This is a genomic window from Clostridium fessum (genome assembly GCF_027698965.1).
In the GTDB taxonomy this organism is placed as follows: Bacteria; Bacillota; Clostridia; order Lachnospirales; family Lachnospiraceae; genus Otoolea; species Otoolea fessa.
In genome coordinates, this window is record NZ_JAQEQF010000002.1 from 148,036 (window position 1) to 165,056 (window position 17,021).

Below are 17,021 nucleotides of genomic sequence, written 5' to 3' on the forward strand. Positions count from 1 at the left end.
TTAAATGGATGTACTTATCACATACATTGTCCCCAATCCCTATTACCTTCATTTCCTCAGCTTCTTTAGTCGAATTCCTCTTCAATCGATTGATTATATATCATTATATAATGTTATGATATCATATTAGTGCTTCTGGATCATTTTGTCAATAGGATTTTATAAAAAAACAAGAAAAAAATGCAGCCACATTGAGCCTGCGCTCAACATGTCTGCATCATTCCTTTTTCTCTTCTTTTATTCCTCTATTATTATTCTTCTTCTCTTTTTCTGTTCTTCTTTATGTAACATGGATTATTTAAATAATGTGACATAGGACGCAATTCCTCCCGTCGTTTCGATCAATCTAAATTGACATAGTAATAAAATTATATTCCGTTCATTTTCTTTCTTTCCAGTTTACCCCAGTTCAGTTTGTTCTTCTTGTATCCCACAAATGCAGTCACACGGACAAATGCCAGATAAAAGCGGAGAAAAGTTGTTTCAAAAAAACAAGCAACAATAGCAAGGATCAGTTCTCGAAAAGAAAGCCTCTGGTCAATGGTATAGATTCTTGAAAAATATGCAGTTAATGTGAGTAAAATACCATACAGGGCATAGCAGGCAAGAAATGCCAGCATAAACTTTACATTCAGCATATCCATCATCACAGATAAAACCATTGTAAGTATACCAAAAAGTTCAATAAATGGTGACAATAATTCGTAAAACAGAAAATAAATATAGGATAAAAGTCCTACAGCTCCGTACCGTGGGTTTGCCAGCATTTTACGGTGTCCCCACATACACTGGAACAATCCTCTCTGCCATCTTTTCCGCTGCTTGCCCAATTCACTTAATTTTTCCGGTGTTTGCGACCAGCAGATGGCATCCTGTGCAAAATCAATCTTATATGGCTTACGATTCATGCGGCTGAATTCATGAAGTCTGACTACCAGTTCCATATCCTCGCCCATTGTACTGCTGTCATATCCGCCTACGGCAATCACTGTTTTTTTCTCAAATAATCCAAAAGCTCCGGATATGATCATGTTTGCATTGATTTTATCCAACAGGATACGTGCTGCCAGAAAAGAACGGTCATATTCCAGGGATTGCATTCTTGCTATTATATTTCTAGGCAGCCTATATTTTATCACATGACCTTTTTTTATGACAACACCATTGGCTGGACGGACACTTCCACCAACGGCTATTACATTTTCGTCCTCCAGAACCGGACGAACGATTTTCTCCAGCGAATCATGCTGTAAAATAGAGTCCGCATCCATGCAGATAAACCAAGGATACCTGGCTGCATTGATTCCGGCATTTAAGCTGTCTGCTTTTCCGCCGTTCTTCTTGCGGATCAAAGTAATGGGTACTTTCTGGTTCGGGCATTCATAAACATCTTCCTCAGGCTGACATTGGATTAGATGACGGATCGGGCTCGCCACTCGCTCCATATGAAATGCATCAATCAGGATCTGAGATGTTTTGTCTTTAGAACCATCATCTATCACTATAATTTCATATAGTTTATAATCCAGGTTGAGAAGTGAAGTAACTGTGTCCTTCACCGTGACCTCTTCGTTATAAGCCGGAACAAGAATGGAAACCGGTATGTAATAGCTTTGCCACAGTTTATTGTGCAGCTGTTCAAGGCGGTATGATTTGTACAGTTCAATTGCTCCTGCTACAACCGACAAAAACAAAAAGCTGGAATATCCAATCAGATATATAATAAAAAACAGATTGACACATTCCAGAAAAAAACGAAATGCATCGGTCATAAACCCGCCCTCCTTTGTGCTTTTGCTGCATCCAACTGGTACTCTAACATTTCTTTTGCATAGCGGTCATTTCCCTGTAAAATATCAGCTAATGCGTCCCTATCTGTATTCAGAACTGCAAGGCTTTTTGCAGCATTATGACGGACATACCAGTTTTTACTGGAAAGCTCTTTTTTCAAAATTTCCAGTGTCTGCGGTCCGGGATACACAGCAAGAGCGGAAATACAGGCATTCTGCAATTCCCAGAACCCTTCCTTTTCTTCTTCAGCGTGATGAAGCAAAAAAGAAACACTTCTTTCATCCTGATATCGGCCAAAATAGCGGACACATGCGATCTGAATTTCCATATCCTGGCTTGTTTCCAACATAGACAGCATTTCATCCTTCCAGTTTGACGATGCATATCGAATATAATCCAACAGGTTTACCTGCATCCTTGGATGAAATTCACTCAATTTTTTCCAAAGGAGTGGTATCAGTTCTTCTTTTTTATCGAAGGAAAGAAGTCCATCTGCAAGTATTTTTTTATGCGGAAGCAGCTGCTCATTTGCATTAAGGAATTCCAATGCCTGCATAACTGCGTGTATATCTTCTGAACTGTATAACGCCCGCAAAGCATTCTCTCTGCAATAGAGACTCTTATTTCCAAGCAGTTCAAAAAGAAATGGGAAAACAATTTCCTTAGCCTGGAATTTCGTCATATGAAATATGGCAAATACATAAGCCAAGCAGGCCTTTTCCATATCCGATTTTCTTTTATAAACCGGTATCAGTTCTTCCATCAGCCGACTTACAGATGCGATTCCCTGCTGGAATTGTTCCGGCATACTGTTTTCAACTTTATATAATGCTTCACTGAACGTCAGAAGTCTACTGGTTGACTGAAGCTCTTTAACCAGCCTTTTTTCCTGCTTTTTATTTTCCGTTATATTATCTAAAAACAGCTGTCTGTATTCTTCGCAATATCGTTGTTCCCTCCTTTTCAGAACACAGGAACGATATCTTGAAATTATCTCTATAAAGCAGTTAAACAGAATAATCCCCACACAGACAATAAAATAAAAAACAATCACAAATTGTGCTATCATTCGTGTTCCTTTCCTGTCCAGTATGTCTTCAGAACCTGGTATGCTTCTTTTAATCTTTCATGGTAAGATACTGTATTTTCCCATCCTTTCAGTTTAAGCCGTCCCATCTCGATAGTATTTCCTTCTCTGCCAAGACCTATAAACATCTCTTTGATCCCCACTGCTTCAATGCCATAATTTCCATCATAATAATCATCATGAATCTGCATTCGGGACGGATCAGAAAAATTCAGCAGCTGCCATGGGATTCTAATTTCCACATCATCTCCGTTACAGATAAAATCTGCTCTGGAATCATAATCAGATGCAGATGGATTTCCATTACCATAATGCAGCTTTCCACTTTCAAAGGTTCTTAACGGTGTGGCAGCATCCTGATACTGACCAATAACATCCCGTAATACCATGCAGATATTTTCGAATACAGCGCTATCCCGAGCCGGTGGATCAATATAAGAATCTTCTCCTGTAATATCTTCCTCATAATTGGCATGAATGGGATTATACCGATCCTGAACCAACAGACGAGTATTATCTTTTCCATTTAAGATCAGTACAAAATCTGTAGGTCTTTCAAATTCTGCTGTACAATTTTCCATACGGGTACTGCCTGTTTTAGGGGTCGTATCAACCGGAACATACAGCGTGTCATTTTCCAGATCAAAGCCCTTTTTATGGAGATATAAATAAACATCGGAGGCATCATACTTCACACTGATGAAAGAGCCGTCTTCATATTGGATCACCATATCTTTATCCGTCCATTCGGAAGTATCCCCGTCCACGTAACAAACACTTTCTTTTTCCCCACAGTCAAATGCCAGCAAGCCAAAATGCTGGTCATTTGTCTGAGCATCTTCCCAGTAAATATTACGGCTTAAATCTACAGCATACATGGTATTCCAGGTATGCTTGAACCATTCATCCTGCCAGGAGTAGACACAGCTTCCGGAAAGTCCGGCAGCCATAATGTCTTCATAACAATCTACCAGAATCTTTCCCTGTTCTTTTTCAGAATAGTATCCAAGTCCTCTGCTGGTTACCTGATTCTCCTGAATCTCACCTCGTCCTGTGGCTGCACCAAATTCAACAGCCAAAACCGGCATTGTATGATGTTCGTTTAAAAGTCTTAAATATGCCCGATAAGTATTCCTTTTTCCGTCAGGAGTGATACAGTCACTAAAGTCAATCTTTTTATCAGACAAGCTGTTCCATGTTGTGTATTCCATACAGGAAAGGTAATCCTGATCATATGGAGATGCACTGTAGCTGGCAAACTGACCTGATATAAATTTATCAGTTGCAGTTATATGTTCTGCGTCGATCCGGGCACATTTTCGGAAATATTCTGCAATCTCTTTAGGATAATCAAAGGGATCTGTTGCATTTCCACTGGAAAAGGAGATCAGACGCTGCTCATCATATCTTGTTGATTCATAGTACAGCATCCTGTCACCTGTTTCTGCAAGCAGGGATTCAAAGGCAGAAGCATCTTTTGAAGCAGTAAGATAGGTTCCTTTATACGGTTCCATATCCGGATATTTCTCATCTGTATATGCAACGGTTGTATCTTCCCATCCATTTCCGATAATATATCCCAGCACCCATTTCGAGACATCGTGTAAATAAAGTCCTGTACTTGTATCTGCATCATTATTGATGATAAGTCGTTTTCCATGGATCACATCTACAGTGACCAGGCAATTATCCAGAAGCTTTCCTGCAAAGGAGTCGGCATATGCATCCACTCGGGAGTTCTGTATATAATCATTTACCCAGATTCCCTGAAGTAAATATAACGGCTCCTCATGTTGGGAATTGTATTCATAGAACGCTTTATAAAAAGACGGATTCTGGACAGAATAGACTCTCAGCGTATTTGCTCCTGCTTCCTGGATCAGCTGAAACCAGCGCAGATAGGTTTCTTTGGTGATTGCATAATCGGTAGACCATTCACCTGGAATACCGCTTCCCATGTCAATTCCTCTGACTTCAAATGGTTTCCACTCATCTTTGTCCTTTATAAGTATCTCTTTATTCTCAGTCCGGACAAATGTGTTTACATGATTGTCCCGGCCTGAGTCTACATAAAATCCGCCATAAAACACAGCTATAAATCCAATAAATACAAGCAGAATGATGGCAGATATACTGATAATAAATCGTTTCATATTTTAATCATTAACCTCATTATACTGCTTTACACGGGAGGATGCTGAATATTGACGCAGAGTCTCAATGTTTTCATCCAGCCATTTTCCTCTGTTTCGCAAGTAACCTTTTAACTGTCCTTCAGCGGCAGATCTGCTGTCAAGATTTCTCGATACCGGAACCAGAAGTCCCTTTGCCTGCTGTTCCACACTTCCCCATCGTGCATCGTTTCTTGCAAGAGCTGGTGCGATAAAATCAAGGGTTTCATCGATATAACGATAAAGTGATTCCTCACTTAACAGACCTTTTCGCAAGGAATGATATCGCTGGATGATCCGTTCAGTAAAATCCTCATCTTTGATAAGCATTTCAAACCATAATCGGTTGTTCAGGAAAAATCCTGTATAAGGAAGTTCCTCCTCGAAATAGTTATTGCAGGCATTATTAAAATCCCATACACACATACGATACAGATTATCGGTTCCCTTATAAATATAAGTGGAATAGTTTCCGGCATCTGCATTACTGGAAAGCTCATTGATTATAAAGTAATCTACAAAGCTGTCTACATCTATCATAGAAGTGTAGCCATGTTTTTCCCTGTCATAATCATATGAATACAGAGTTTTTTCAAAATTTGAAAAATCCTGCCGGATTTCTTCTGTCAGTCTGGCATCCCTGTTCCTGCTTCCGGGATATTCTATCTGCAGCAGGAAGGGGGTTTTGTAGGTATACGTTGTAAAGCTGTTTAAAGCTTCTTCGCCCGCATGCTGATGATCCAGGCGAAGCAGGTATCCGGAAAATGCGCTGCGCTTGGCATTTACACGAAGTCCCAGCCTGGCGCCATCTTTTCCGCCGGTTATCATTTCAGTCATTACATATAGACCTTCATATTCACCATTAAGAATTACTTCGCAGAATCTTACATTTGGCGCATAAGACATCATTTCTCCGGCAAGATTGTAAAACATATAATTTCGTATGGCTGTTTTATCGAGCCAGGGACCGTATAATACCCATTCATGGTGCGCATCCATTCCCATAATGGAAAGCGGATTGTTTTCCCCTTTTTTATCTACAAGTCTGATGGCATAGCTTGGCTTATCAAACTTTCTTGAGGAATTACCTCTCATTCGTATACGGATTTCAGAAGATACATCTGCCGTTTCATTTGCATGATGGTACTCTTTGCTGTCATTCCCAATTATATCCATCTGAGCAGCAATTGTAGTTTCCCCATCCGTAGCGCGTGTATAAATGCGGTTGTTTCCATCATCCTTAATGGGTCTTCCCGGGATTTCCATCCCATCTGTATCAATTTTGACAATCGGAAGATATGTACACAGACCGCCATCCGCAGGATCCGTACATGGTTCCTGGGGAATTTCCTGTTCATGCTGATGAATTCTCTCTGTTTTTCGGTAGTCCTTATAAGACAATGGCGCAAAAACGGCAATCAGGATAACCGCAAAGCAGCATATAAATCCTATTATTTTATATTTCATATCAATTATAAATCTCATCGCTTTGAGCTACAATATTAACACTTTCGATTTGTCCAAGGTTATAGAAATCATCTGTTAAAGCCGGATACTGTTTCTGAACTTTCTCCAGTATTTTTCTGGATAATTCATAAATGTACTCAGCATTTTCCTCTGTCGTATTTTTTACCCGAAGAACGACACCAGTCCCAAAATAACGAAAGACCTGGGATTCTATATTTTCACAGCGGCTTCTTTTTGCACGGATGATCAAAAGCATACGGTTATCACTGCGAATCGCTCCCATGATAAGAAAAATAAGAAAAATAGCAGAACTGCCTACTGCAGCAACCAGATAATCTCCAACTCCACAGCATATTCCCACAATAATCGTCCAGAAAATATATACAGTATCTCTGGAATCTTTTATTGCAGTTCGAAAACGCACAATAGATAATGCACCGACCATACCAAGCGACAATGCAATATTGTTTCCTATGACAGTCATAACTGTTCCTGTCATAACCGTCAGAACGATCAGTGTTACTCCAAATTTTTTGCTGTAAATCGTTCCCTTATGTGAAATCACATATGAAATAAAAATAAACAGACCAATGACAGCACTTACCAGAATATGCATTATAATTTGCTGCCAGGTCATATCCCCCTGTTGAGCAAGCAGGTTATAAATCGTCTCTTTCATTTCCTTTCCTCCTAAAACCTGTAGTTACAGCCAATTTGTCTTGCCATACAATATTTGCTCACGGAAAGCTCGCTTTTCTGAACGGGCAGAAGCATATGCTTGATATAGCTTAACAAAAAGCCATTGTATTTTACTTCCAGCACTACAGCAAAAGGCGACATTACACTGTTTAACACCAGATTTCTATCAAACACATTAAAATTCACTTCATTAGCCCGTATTCCGGAATCAAAGGTTATTCGAATAGAGTTTTCTGGCGCGATAAATGCAAATCTGTCATATTCTACAACTGTTTTGGGACGGTATGCCCACATTTCCATAATTGAATAACATTCCTGTCCAAACTCACTGCCACTGTTTAAAAGTACAGAATAATCACCCTCAATGAGAGCCTGCGCTTCCTTTCTGGATAATCTTAATGACCGCTTTCGCTGATATGGTCCCTGCTTCTGCTTCATTTCAAACAGTGCAAAATCCGCATCAGGACTATATACCCGCAAACGAAACTTCCTTCTTAACTCCAGACCATCTTCTTTTTCCTGAAAATCCCGATTTGACAAAGAATCAAAGTACAAAGAACGTACCTGGTAACCATTGGATCCATTATGTAAATCGGTATGAACCACATTTGACAGATAATTCCGGAGTTTTAAAGCTTCTGCCTGATTCAGCAGAAATTTCTTTTCTTCCCGCAGTACATCGCGCACAGTATTATTTCCTCCTGCTTTTGCTTTTTAGTAAATCCAACGCTATAGTATACATCCAAAAAATTTTTCTGTCTAGAATACAACTTCATACTATACAATGACCTCTCAGTTACTATTCAGGGGTTAGCTGGACTTGAGGAAACCGATGGTGTAGACTGATAACAGTCAAAGCCATCGGGTAAGCTCATCTGTATTTGTTTTCCATTTTGGGGAACATATCCAAAATACATTCCACTGACATTAACCCTTTTTGCGGATAACTGCTTTTGGAATTCTTGTAACCCACTTTATTCCACTATTTATGAAATTTCCAAAATGGAGCGATTTGAAAATGTACTTTATTCTGTTTCGAAATAAAGTACATTCTGAAATAAAGTGCATTTTGAAATTTTTGTACTTTATGCTATAATCCTTGTATCTAAGCCATTTATTAACCACTAACTATAAAGTACAAAATTTTTTACTTTTGAAAAAGGCTAATTTCGAACTTTATTAAAAAAGCAAAAAAGGCATCGTACAAAAATTTTAAAAGTTGAACACTTGAATTTCTCACAGTTTTCACAGAAAGGAAATGTTTATGATAAAAGGAACCTTATATGGCGTAGGAGTAGGTCCGGGCGATCCGCGGCTCATGACGTATCTGGCAGTTGACACGATTCAGAAGTGCCCGGTGATTGCGGTACCGGCGGATGGAAAGGAAAATGCAGTTTCCTATAAAATTGCCAGCGGGATCGTGGAAAATCTGGATGAAAAGGAATGCTTAAACCTCACTACTCCGATGACAAAAGATAAAGCTGTTTTAAATGCAGCATACCAGGCTGCCTCGGATCAGATTATAGAGCAGCTGGAACAGGGGAAGGATGTTGCCTGCCTCACGCTCGGAGATCCGACGATTTACAGTACCTATATTTATATCCATCGGATTGTAAAAGCACATGGTTATGCAACTGAAATCATCAATGGCATTCCGTCCTTCTGCGCGGTCAGCGCCAAGCTTCAGGACAGTCTTGTCGACCGCTCAGAACAGCTTCATATTATTCCGTCCACTTATGATATTGAGGCGGCGCTGGAACTTCCAGGTACCAAGGTTCTGATGAAAGCAGCTTCCAAGATGCCGCTTGTCAAGGCGACCCTGAAAGAAAAGCATATGACAGGTACCATGATCGAAAATTGTGGTATGCCAGAGGAGCATATTTATCATAAAATCGATGAAATTCCAGATCGGGCAAGTTATTATTCGATTATTGTCGTGAAGGAAGGGAACCATGATTGAATTAAAGCATCTGACCAAAAAATACGATCATTTTCTGGCGGTCGAGGATCTGAACCTGAAAATTGAGACAGGCGAGTTCTTTGGGCTTTTGGGACCGAATGGTGCCGGAAAAACGACCACCATCGGAATGCTCTCCACTCTCCTGCTTCCGACTTCGGGTGAAATCTGGATCAACGGAGAGCTGCTGACCCGTCAGAAAAACCAGCTGAAACAAAAACTCAGTGTCGTTACGCAGGAATACTCGATGCGTCAGGATATGACGATGAACGAGATTATGGAATATCAGGGACGTCTTTATTATATGCCGATCAAAAAGATTCGGGAGCGGTCAGAGGAATTGCTGGAATTCTGCGGGTTGATCGATTATCGGAAGAGAACCGTCCGAAAGCTTTCCGGAGGCATGAAGCGGAAGCTGATGGTCTGCCGGGCACTTTTAACGGAACCGGAAATCCTTCTTCTGGATGAACCGACTGCAGGGATGGATGCATTTGCCCGCCGTCAGATGTGGAATCTTCTGAAAAAGCTAAATCAGCAAAAGCTTACCATTCTTCTGACAACGCATTATATGGAGGAAGCAGAAACGCTTTGTGACCGTGTCGGCTTTATGTGCGGTGGACGTCTGGAGGAAACAGATGCTCCGGGGCATATGATAGAGACGCTGGGGCGGTATGCGGTTGATGAGACTTCACCAGATGGGCTGAAATCACACTATTTTCATGGAAAGGAGGAGGCAATTCAGTATTTGTCCGCGTCAGAACAGGAAACAGCGCTTCGCAGTACGACATTGGAAGATGTATTTCTGGAGACAATCGGGCAGCAGCTGGAATGCCGGTAAAAATGGGTATTCTTACTGTGTTATGGGAAAAATGGGTAGAATTCCGGCGGGATTTTTATAAAATCACGCTGGCTGCCATGATTGCTCCTCTTTTATATATTCTGGTGTTTGGTCTTGGAATCCAGACCATGTCGCACGGACAATCGTATCTGAACTTTCTGATTCCGGGAGTGGTTGCCCTGACGACCATGAATGGCAGTTTCAATGCTATCGCCCAGAATTTAAACGTCCAGAGATTGTACGAAAAAGCATTTGACCAGGTCATCATCTCTCCTACCCCGCTGTGGCAGTTCATCGCGGGACAGATCATCGGCGGAAGTCTCCGGGGATTATATGCGGGAGCCGTGATTATTCTTCTGATTTTGCCGATCGGAACGGGGCTCTGTTTTAACGGCTGGTCGTTCCTTCTAATGTTTTTAAACGGATCTGTGTTTTCCACAATTGGAGTTGTGGTATCTTTTTATGCCAAAAACCATGCCGATGTGCCGCGCTTTTCGAATTACGTGATTATGCCGATGGCATATCTGTGCAATACATTCTTTTCAGCCCGGAGTATGCCGGATGGTCTGCGCCAGGTGATTGAATATCTGCCGTTATCGCAGACCAGTGCGGCGCTTCGCAGCATCGCCAATCATGAGGCATTTTCTTATACAACGATTGGGATCCTGCTTCTGTATCTGGCGTGTTTTTCGGTTGCTGCGTCCTGGTTTCTGTATAAGAAAAAGAATTTATAAACACAGGGGAAGGAGTTTTCTGTCTATGAAAAAAATAGGTTTCATTCTTCTGGGAATCATTTGTATCTTATTTAGCAGCCGGTGGACGTTGACGGCACAGGCAGGTGCTGGAACGCTACTTTCCCTGGAGGATGGTGAATATGCCATCGAGGTAACGATGACCGGAGGAAGCGGAAAGGCTTCGATCCAAAGTCCTGCTCTTCTGACGGTGACAGATGGAACGGCATACATATCCATCACATGGAGCAGTTCCAATTATGATTACATGGTGGTAGATAATAGAAAATACGAGAATGAAAGTGCCAAGGACGCAAATTCTCATTTTACGATCCCTGTTTTGGATCTGACAAAAGAACTTACAGTCAGGGCGGATACACTGGCGATGGGAACGCCTCATGAAATCGAATATACCCTTCAATTCAATACTACGTCGATTGCGTCTAAGAGCACACTTCCGCAGGAAGGGGCGAAACGTGTGCTGATGATGGCAGCCGTTATTATTATCGGTGGCGGGATTCTGAATCATATCGTAAATGAACGCCGGAAGCGGGATTATACGGGGAAACGCCGGACTTAAATTAAAAGGGATTCGTAACTGTTCAGTACCTTCACAGTCACGCGCAGTAAATGCGCAGACCTACTGAACAGTTACAGGGATTCTTCTTTAAAAACCAGATTCGGGAGCATCCCCTTTCAATGCTTTTATCTTATTTATTATTCAGCCTGCTTTTGTACATAAAACAGGCGAGAATCAAAGTCGCAGCTCTCTCTTCTACCATCCATATACTGTCCGGAAGAGGCGTCACTGGTAATCAGTCCTAAATTCATCAGTTCGTCACCATAGTGGGTGCTTACGGCACTTTCATGTCCTTCTGTATATTCCGTGACATTGTAAAGATCGGATTCTTCCAGTCCCTGTAAATACAGCCGCGTAAACGGACCATTGGCTACATTCAGTGTCCGGTACCAGCCGACCAGGGCTTCTGTGCGGTCTTCACTGACTACCATCCAGGCAGTGATATTGTTTTCAAACGGACTGGAAAGTCTGTAAAAAGTACCATACTGAATCAGGGACCGGTGCTGTTTCATAAAGGCGGTCTGAATTTTTAATTCAGATAGCTCATCTTCTCCGAGCTGTGCCAGATCCAGTTCATAGCCGAAAGTTCCGAAGAACGCGGTATTGGCACGTGTCCAAAGCGGTGTCTGACGATGAAGCTGATGGTTCGGAGAAGCAGATACATGGGATCCCATCGAGCTGATCGGGTAACCATAGGAAGTACCGTATTGAATCCGCAGGCGTTCAATCGCATCTGTATTATCACTGAGCCATCCCTGCGGTGCGTAATACAGCATACCTGCATCAAAACGCGCTCCGCCGCTGGCGCACGATTCGAACAGAATGTCCGGAAAGCGTGTTGTCAGCCGCTCATACATCTGATAAACACCCAGAATATAGCGGTGAAATACTTCTCCCTGCTGTCTGGCGGAAACTCCTCTGCTCCATACATCACTGAGACTTCGGTTCATATCCCACTTGATATAGGAAATGGAGGCGCCTTCCAGAATCGATGCAATCTTTTCATAGATGTAATCAAGGATCTCCTGCCGGGAAAAATCCAATACATACTGGTAACGTCCGTGACAAGGCGTTCGCCCTGGAACCTGGAGGATCCAATCAGGATGCGTGCGGAATAAATCGGAATCGGCATTTACCATCTCCGGTTCGATCCAGAGACCAAACTTCATGCCAAGCGCTTCTATCTTCTGTGCCAGTCCGGAAAGACCGTTTGGCAGACGGTCACGGTTTGCCTCCCAGTCGCCCAGTCCGGCTTTTGAGCTGCTTCTGGCACCAAACCAGCCGTCATCTAAAACAAACAGCTCTATGCCGCATTTCTGCGCTCTGGAAGCCAGCTGTAGAAGTTTTTCTTCGGTAAAATTGAAGTAAGTTGCCTCCCAGTTATTGATCAGGATTGGGCGCTCGCGATCACGCCAGTACCCCCTTGCCAGTCGGCGCCGATACAGCCGGTGAAAAGTCTGGCTCATGTCGTTAAGTCCCTGAGAGGAGTAAACAAGCACTGCCTCCGGAGTCTGGAAGGTTTCACCAGGGTTCAGCTCCCAGCTAAAGCCAAACGGATTAATTCCTATCATAAGACGGGTGGTTCCATGTGACTCCACTTCTGCCTGAGCCAGAAAATTACCGCTGTAAATCAAGCTGCAGCCAATGGCTTCTCCCTGAAATTCGTCAGCCGAAGGGCGTTTTAAAATAATGAACGGATTCTGCTCATGGGAAGAATGTCCCCGGGTGCTGTCAATCGCCTGAATGCCATACTCAAGCCTGCGTGTGTGGAGTGCGCGCTCTCTCGCCCATGCCCCAGAAAACTGCATCCACTCATAATCGTGGTCAGGAAGATCCAGGCAAAGACTCATCGCGGTCTGAACCTGTACAGAAATGTCACCCTGATTGGAAATAGAAGCACTTCGGGCAATGACACCGCCCTCGACAAATATTGTATATAAAAGATGCAGCTCCAGATTAGTATGGGTATCTTTTAACGTAATAATAAGAGTTTCAGCTTCCCCGTCCTGTTCAGTATAAGTAGCGGGAAGTCCCGGCAGTTTTGGCTTTCCGGATGTAACCTGATATCCAGTAAATTGAAAATCTGAATAGGTACTTCCATCATTCTGGAGAATCTCTACTGCCGGATGCCGGTAATCACCGCTTCCGTAAGTACCGTACTCCAGCTTAATATGTCCAAGTGAAAAGGTGCGATCGTTTTCATAGAGATAAGATGCCATGTCTCTGGGAGCTAATTCAAGAAGGTATGAGAAATCTTCCTTGTCACGAATCTTTTTCCCATAATACAGCTGTCCCATATGTCCGTTTGGAAGAACCATCATGATATAGCTGATGGTCTGGTTATATAAATGAAATATCTTCGATGATTCGTGATATACAATACTCATATCCTTATTTCCTCCTGTTCATCTGTCGCTTGTCATTTAATCAGATATAGACTGCTTGCTAAACTTTATTCTACCAGAAAATAGATTAAATGAACAGACTACGGACAGGAATATGGAAAATTCTATAAATTTGATTCTGTCTCTGTTATCGGTTGTGTGTACGTGTATGTGAACGGTAACGATTTATTTATAATAACGAATGGTCAGGTAATGCCCTGCGTCAATATGGTCATCCGAAAGACTGTTCATCTGGCGCAGCTCCCGTACATACTCTTCAACTGACTCCTCCGAATCTGCACAATATGTCTGAGCAATGCTCCAGAGCGTATCTCCATCTTTCAGATGAATACTGGTATAGTACTTTTCCGGTCTAGTATCTGCTTCTTCCTCAGCCATCACATACATCAGACTCCGTCCAAAAAAGCCCGAAAGCAGCATGATGAAAACAACAGCTAAAACCATAACACCTTTTTTCAACGTATACATTTGCAATCTTCTCCTCTCGTGTTTTGTTGGAATCGTCTTTTTGTATTCAAATCTGTTCTTAAAGAATGAGAAGAGATTTGAATATTATAAAAATGTCAGGAACATTTGTTCTGTATGGTTACATTATACGATACGAACAAATGTTTGTCAATGATTTTGAAAGAAAAAACAAACATTTGTTCGCAGTTTGCTACTGTTCCCGCATACGTGCCCAGTAACGAAATTTTCCGTGTCTTCGCATTTAAATACGGCAAATTTCTGTTGCCACCACCTTTTCTTACGGTATTTTCGGTTTCAAAAGTGACGTAAGAAAACGCGGCTTTGCTCGTAAGCAGCAGACACCTGCTCCCTATAAAAATCTAAATACTTTAGGTATATAGATTTTTATAGGAAATCATACATATTGCACAAAACTGCGCTGCTATTTCTGGCAAATATGACCACAAAAGTCGATGAAACTATTCGCGAAAGCATCCTTTCACGAATAGTTGATAGTTTCATTCCTATTTTTACTATCAAAATCATAATCTATGTATAACAATAATCATGTATAACATATATATAACATACCATAGAATCAGATTGACGCCATTGTGGTTTCATGATAATCTATATACATAAAATAAAGTATGACGCAATTTGAAATTTCAGTTTAAATCGAACGTTATAAGACTTGGCGCATGATCTTTGCAAAGCACTTCTTTGAAATCAGTTTGATAAGCAGAGTATTATCTCGCGTAACTGTCTACATGAGTATGAACAGTTACCATCTCGCAGCAAGAATGTCAGGGTATTAAATAAACAGGTAACTGTTCAGTACCTTCACAGTCACACGAAAAAATCCATTAAAAATTGCCTACGGCAATGGGATTTTTGCCTGCTGACCCATGTTTTCGTACGGTCAGCGCAGTAAATGCGCAGACCTACTGAATAGTTGCATAAACAGTTACAAAAAAATAGATTGGAGAATATAGAATATGGGAGAAATTAAACAGGCAAACTTTCGAATCGATTCCGATACAGCGGATGCTTTCCGTGCATTTTGCGAACAAAAAGGAATGAACCAGGCCCAGGGCTTTGATCATGTGATGCAGGTGTTTGAGTTAAATCAAGCCAAATCCTCAATCCCGGGGAGAAGTGTCGAGATTGAGGAGTTTGAAACCATGGTTAAGTCCATCACCTCCGCATATCTGTATAGCTTGGAATTGAACCAGAATGCAGAAGCCAGAGCACGGGAGGAGTTCTCTTCTGAACTCCAGAGAAAAGAACTGCGCCTCACAGAGTTACAGAAAAAAGTAGAACAACTTCAAGCAGAAAAGAAAAAAATGGATGCGGAGTCCGCTTTGCTGACCAAGCAGGAACAGACACTCACCGAACAGCTAGAATCGCTCAAAAAAGGTGCTGCTGACCAGGAGCAGATCAACCAGATGCTGAAGGAGAAACTAGAAGAGGCACAAAATCAGCTGAAGAAAAATGAACATTCAAAAGAATCAGAAGAAATGCTTAAGAATGAGCTTTTACAATGCAAACAGGAGCTTCATGATACGGTACTTGCTCTCTCTCACTCTCAGAAGGAACAGGAGGTAAAGTCAGAGTCCTATCAGCATGCATCCGATCGGATTCTGGCACTTGAAACTGAAAATAAAGAACTACAGCAGAAACTCACAGGACTTACCCAGGAATTATCAAAACAAAAAGCAGATGCTGATATGGGTCTTCAGCAATGCAAAGCCCAGGCGGAGCTTACGATGGAGCGCGCACTATTCAAAAAAGAACGGGAAATGCAGGAACTCCTTCGTCAGGCAGACAAAGAAAATGCCCGTCTGGAAGTGCTGCTTGAGCAGGCAAGAGAACAGCTTAAAAAAGAAAACATTGATAAAGACGAACAATAGTTTGCATTTTGCCCGAACATATGTTACTATATATAATATAATAAGGGCTTACTATAGGCCAGACCTTTCAGTGATTCAGCTGCTGGTCCCATCAGGTGGGCGTTCGACTTGTATCCTGCCAGAATCACTGTATATCCGATATTAAAAACATTTTATATACTTCATCGACAGGAGGAATCTATATGGCACAGGGACGTATTACAGATAAACAGAAAGAGATCTTGGAATTTATTAAAGCATGCATTTTAAAGAAAGGTTATCCGCCGACGGTACGTGAAATTTGTGAAAAGGTACAGCTTAAGTCTACCTCTTCTGTCCACTCTCATCTGGAACAGCTTGAGAAGAACGGATATATTCACCGGGATCCGACGAAACCGAGAGCCATCGAGATCGTTGATGATACCTTTAACCTGTCCCGCCGTGAACTGGTAAATGTACCCCTTATCGGTACTGTAGCAGCCGGTGCGCCGATTCTGGCTGATGAGAATGTGGAGAACTATTTCCCGATTCCGGCAGAACTGCTTCCGAACAGCGAAACTTTTATGCTGAAGGTCCGCGGCAATAGTATGATCGATGTGGGCATCTATGACGGAGATCGTGTTATCGTGGAACAGACCAGTGTCGCAGAGAATGGCGAGATCGTGGTTGCACTCATCGATGATTCAGCTACCGTTAAGCGTTTCTTCAAGGAGAACGGTCACTATCGTCTCCAGCCGGAGAATGCAACTATGGATCCGATTATTGTGGATAAAGTACAGATTCTTGGCAAAGTAATCGGTCTGCTGCGCCTTATGCGGTAACCTCTTGGTTTACTGACGCTTACCTTTTGCTTATTATCATGAAAATGACAGAAGCATTATGTGGCAAAATTTAACTCAAAAGCTCTATGCTATTCGTTGACGTCCGGAGATACGGTACGCTCAATTTTATAGAAT

General features: G+C 41.9%; 14 protein-coding genes. 6 read left to right on the forward strand and 8 right to left on the reverse strand.

Going from position 1 to position 17,021, the window contains the following annotated elements; genetic code table 11:
- Positions 1 to 368: 368 nt before the first annotated feature.
- The 6 genes from PG862_RS03385 to PG862_RS03410 all read right to left on the reverse strand — a co-directional run bounded on the left by PG862_RS03385 (position 369) and on the right by PG862_RS03410 (position 7,902).
- Positions 369 to 1,772 carry a glycosyltransferase family 2 protein gene (locus PG862_RS03385; RefSeq protein ID WP_270706489.1) on the reverse strand — a complete coding sequence of 468 codons (1,404 nt, stop codon included), beginning with the start codon at positions 1,770 to 1,772 and terminating at the stop codon, positions 369 to 371.
- Positions 1,769 to 2,347 (reverse strand): HEAT repeat domain-containing protein, encoded by a 579-nt coding sequence (locus tag PG862_RS03390; protein ID WP_270706490.1) that lies wholly within the window; start codon positions 2,345 to 2,347, stop codon positions 1,769 to 1,771. The genes PG862_RS03385 and PG862_RS03390 overlap by 4 nt, the downstream gene beginning before the upstream one ends.
- 509 nt (positions 2,348 to 2,856) lie before the next feature.
- Entirely contained in the window at positions 2,857 to 5,031 is a 2,175-nt protein-coding gene (locus PG862_RS03395; RefSeq protein WP_270706493.1) for a hypothetical protein, read from the reverse strand.
- A 3-nt stretch (positions 5,032 to 5,034) separates the two neighbouring features.
- Complete coding sequence (locus PG862_RS03400) at positions 5,035 to 6,516, reverse strand: CotH kinase family protein (protein WP_270706494.1); 1,482 nt, start codon at positions 6,514 to 6,516, stop codon at positions 5,035 to 5,037.
- A 1-nt stretch (position 6,517) separates the two neighbouring features.
- Positions 6,518 to 7,195 carry a DUF4956 domain-containing protein gene (locus PG862_RS03405; RefSeq protein ID WP_118467686.1) on the reverse strand — a complete coding sequence of 226 codons (678 nt, stop codon included), beginning with the start codon at positions 7,193 to 7,195 and terminating at the stop codon, positions 6,518 to 6,520.
- Between the two features lie 11 nt (positions 7,196 to 7,206).
- Positions 7,207 to 7,902 carry a polyphosphate polymerase domain-containing protein gene (locus PG862_RS03410; protein ID WP_270706495.1) on the reverse strand — a complete coding sequence of 232 codons (696 nt, stop codon included), beginning with the start codon at positions 7,900 to 7,902 and terminating at the stop codon, positions 7,207 to 7,209.
- A 577-nt stretch (positions 7,903 to 8,479) separates the two neighbouring features.
- On the opposite strand from PG862_RS03410, the gene cobI reads away from it, so the two are divergent.
- From cobI to PG862_RS03430, 4 genes are read left to right on the forward strand one after another with little or no spacing between them, the layout of a single operon-like run.
- Positions 8,480 to 9,175, forward strand: coding sequence for a precorrin-2 C(20)-methyltransferase (gene cobI / locus PG862_RS03415; RefSeq protein ID WP_333523582.1), 696 nt, complete (start codon positions 8,480 to 8,482; stop codon positions 9,173 to 9,175).
- Entirely contained in the window at positions 9,168 to 10,010 is an 843-nt protein-coding gene (locus PG862_RS03420) for an ABC transporter ATP-binding protein (RefSeq protein WP_118491399.1), read from the forward strand. Before cobI ends, PG862_RS03420 begins: the two co-directional genes overlap by 8 nt.
- Positions 10,001 to 10,744, forward strand: a complete 744-nt coding sequence (locus tag PG862_RS03425; RefSeq protein WP_243021941.1) for an ABC transporter permease — start codon at positions 10,001 to 10,003, stop codon at positions 10,742 to 10,744. The genes PG862_RS03420 and PG862_RS03425 overlap by 10 nt, the downstream gene beginning before the upstream one ends.
- Before the next feature lie 25 nt (positions 10,745 to 10,769).
- Positions 10,770 to 11,321: a hypothetical protein gene (locus PG862_RS03430; protein ID WP_118522471.1), complete on the forward strand. Its 552-nt coding sequence runs from the start codon at positions 10,770 to 10,772 to the stop codon at positions 11,319 to 11,321.
- 137 nt (positions 11,322 to 11,458) lie between these two features.
- Here PG862_RS03430 and PG862_RS03435 read toward each other — a convergent pair whose 3' ends face one another.
- Both PG862_RS03435 and PG862_RS03440 read right to left on the reverse strand, forming a co-directional pair.
- Entirely contained in the window at positions 11,459 to 13,708 is a 2,250-nt protein-coding gene (locus PG862_RS03435) for an alpha-galactosidase (RefSeq protein WP_106999887.1), read from the reverse strand.
- A gap of 183 nt (positions 13,709 to 13,891) precedes the next feature.
- Complete coding sequence (locus tag PG862_RS03440; RefSeq protein ID WP_022359414.1) at positions 13,892 to 14,194, reverse strand: LysM peptidoglycan-binding domain-containing protein; 303 nt, start codon at positions 14,192 to 14,194, stop codon at positions 13,892 to 13,894.
- Positions 14,195 to 15,171: 977 nt separating this feature from the next.
- Between PG862_RS03440 and PG862_RS03445 the strand changes: the two genes are divergently transcribed.
- The gene (locus PG862_RS03445; protein ID WP_270706499.1) at positions 15,172 to 16,086 is read left to right on the forward strand and encodes a coiled-coil domain-containing protein; all 915 of its coding nucleotides are present in this window, start codon (positions 15,172 to 15,174) and stop codon (positions 16,084 to 16,086) included.
- Positions 16,087 to 16,268: 182 nt separating this feature from the next.
- A complete protein-coding gene (gene lexA / locus PG862_RS03450) occupies positions 16,269 to 16,886 on the forward strand; it encodes a transcriptional repressor LexA (RefSeq protein ID WP_022359416.1) in 618 nt (205 codons plus the stop codon).
- The last annotated feature ends 135 nt before the right edge of the window (positions 16,887 to 17,021 follow it).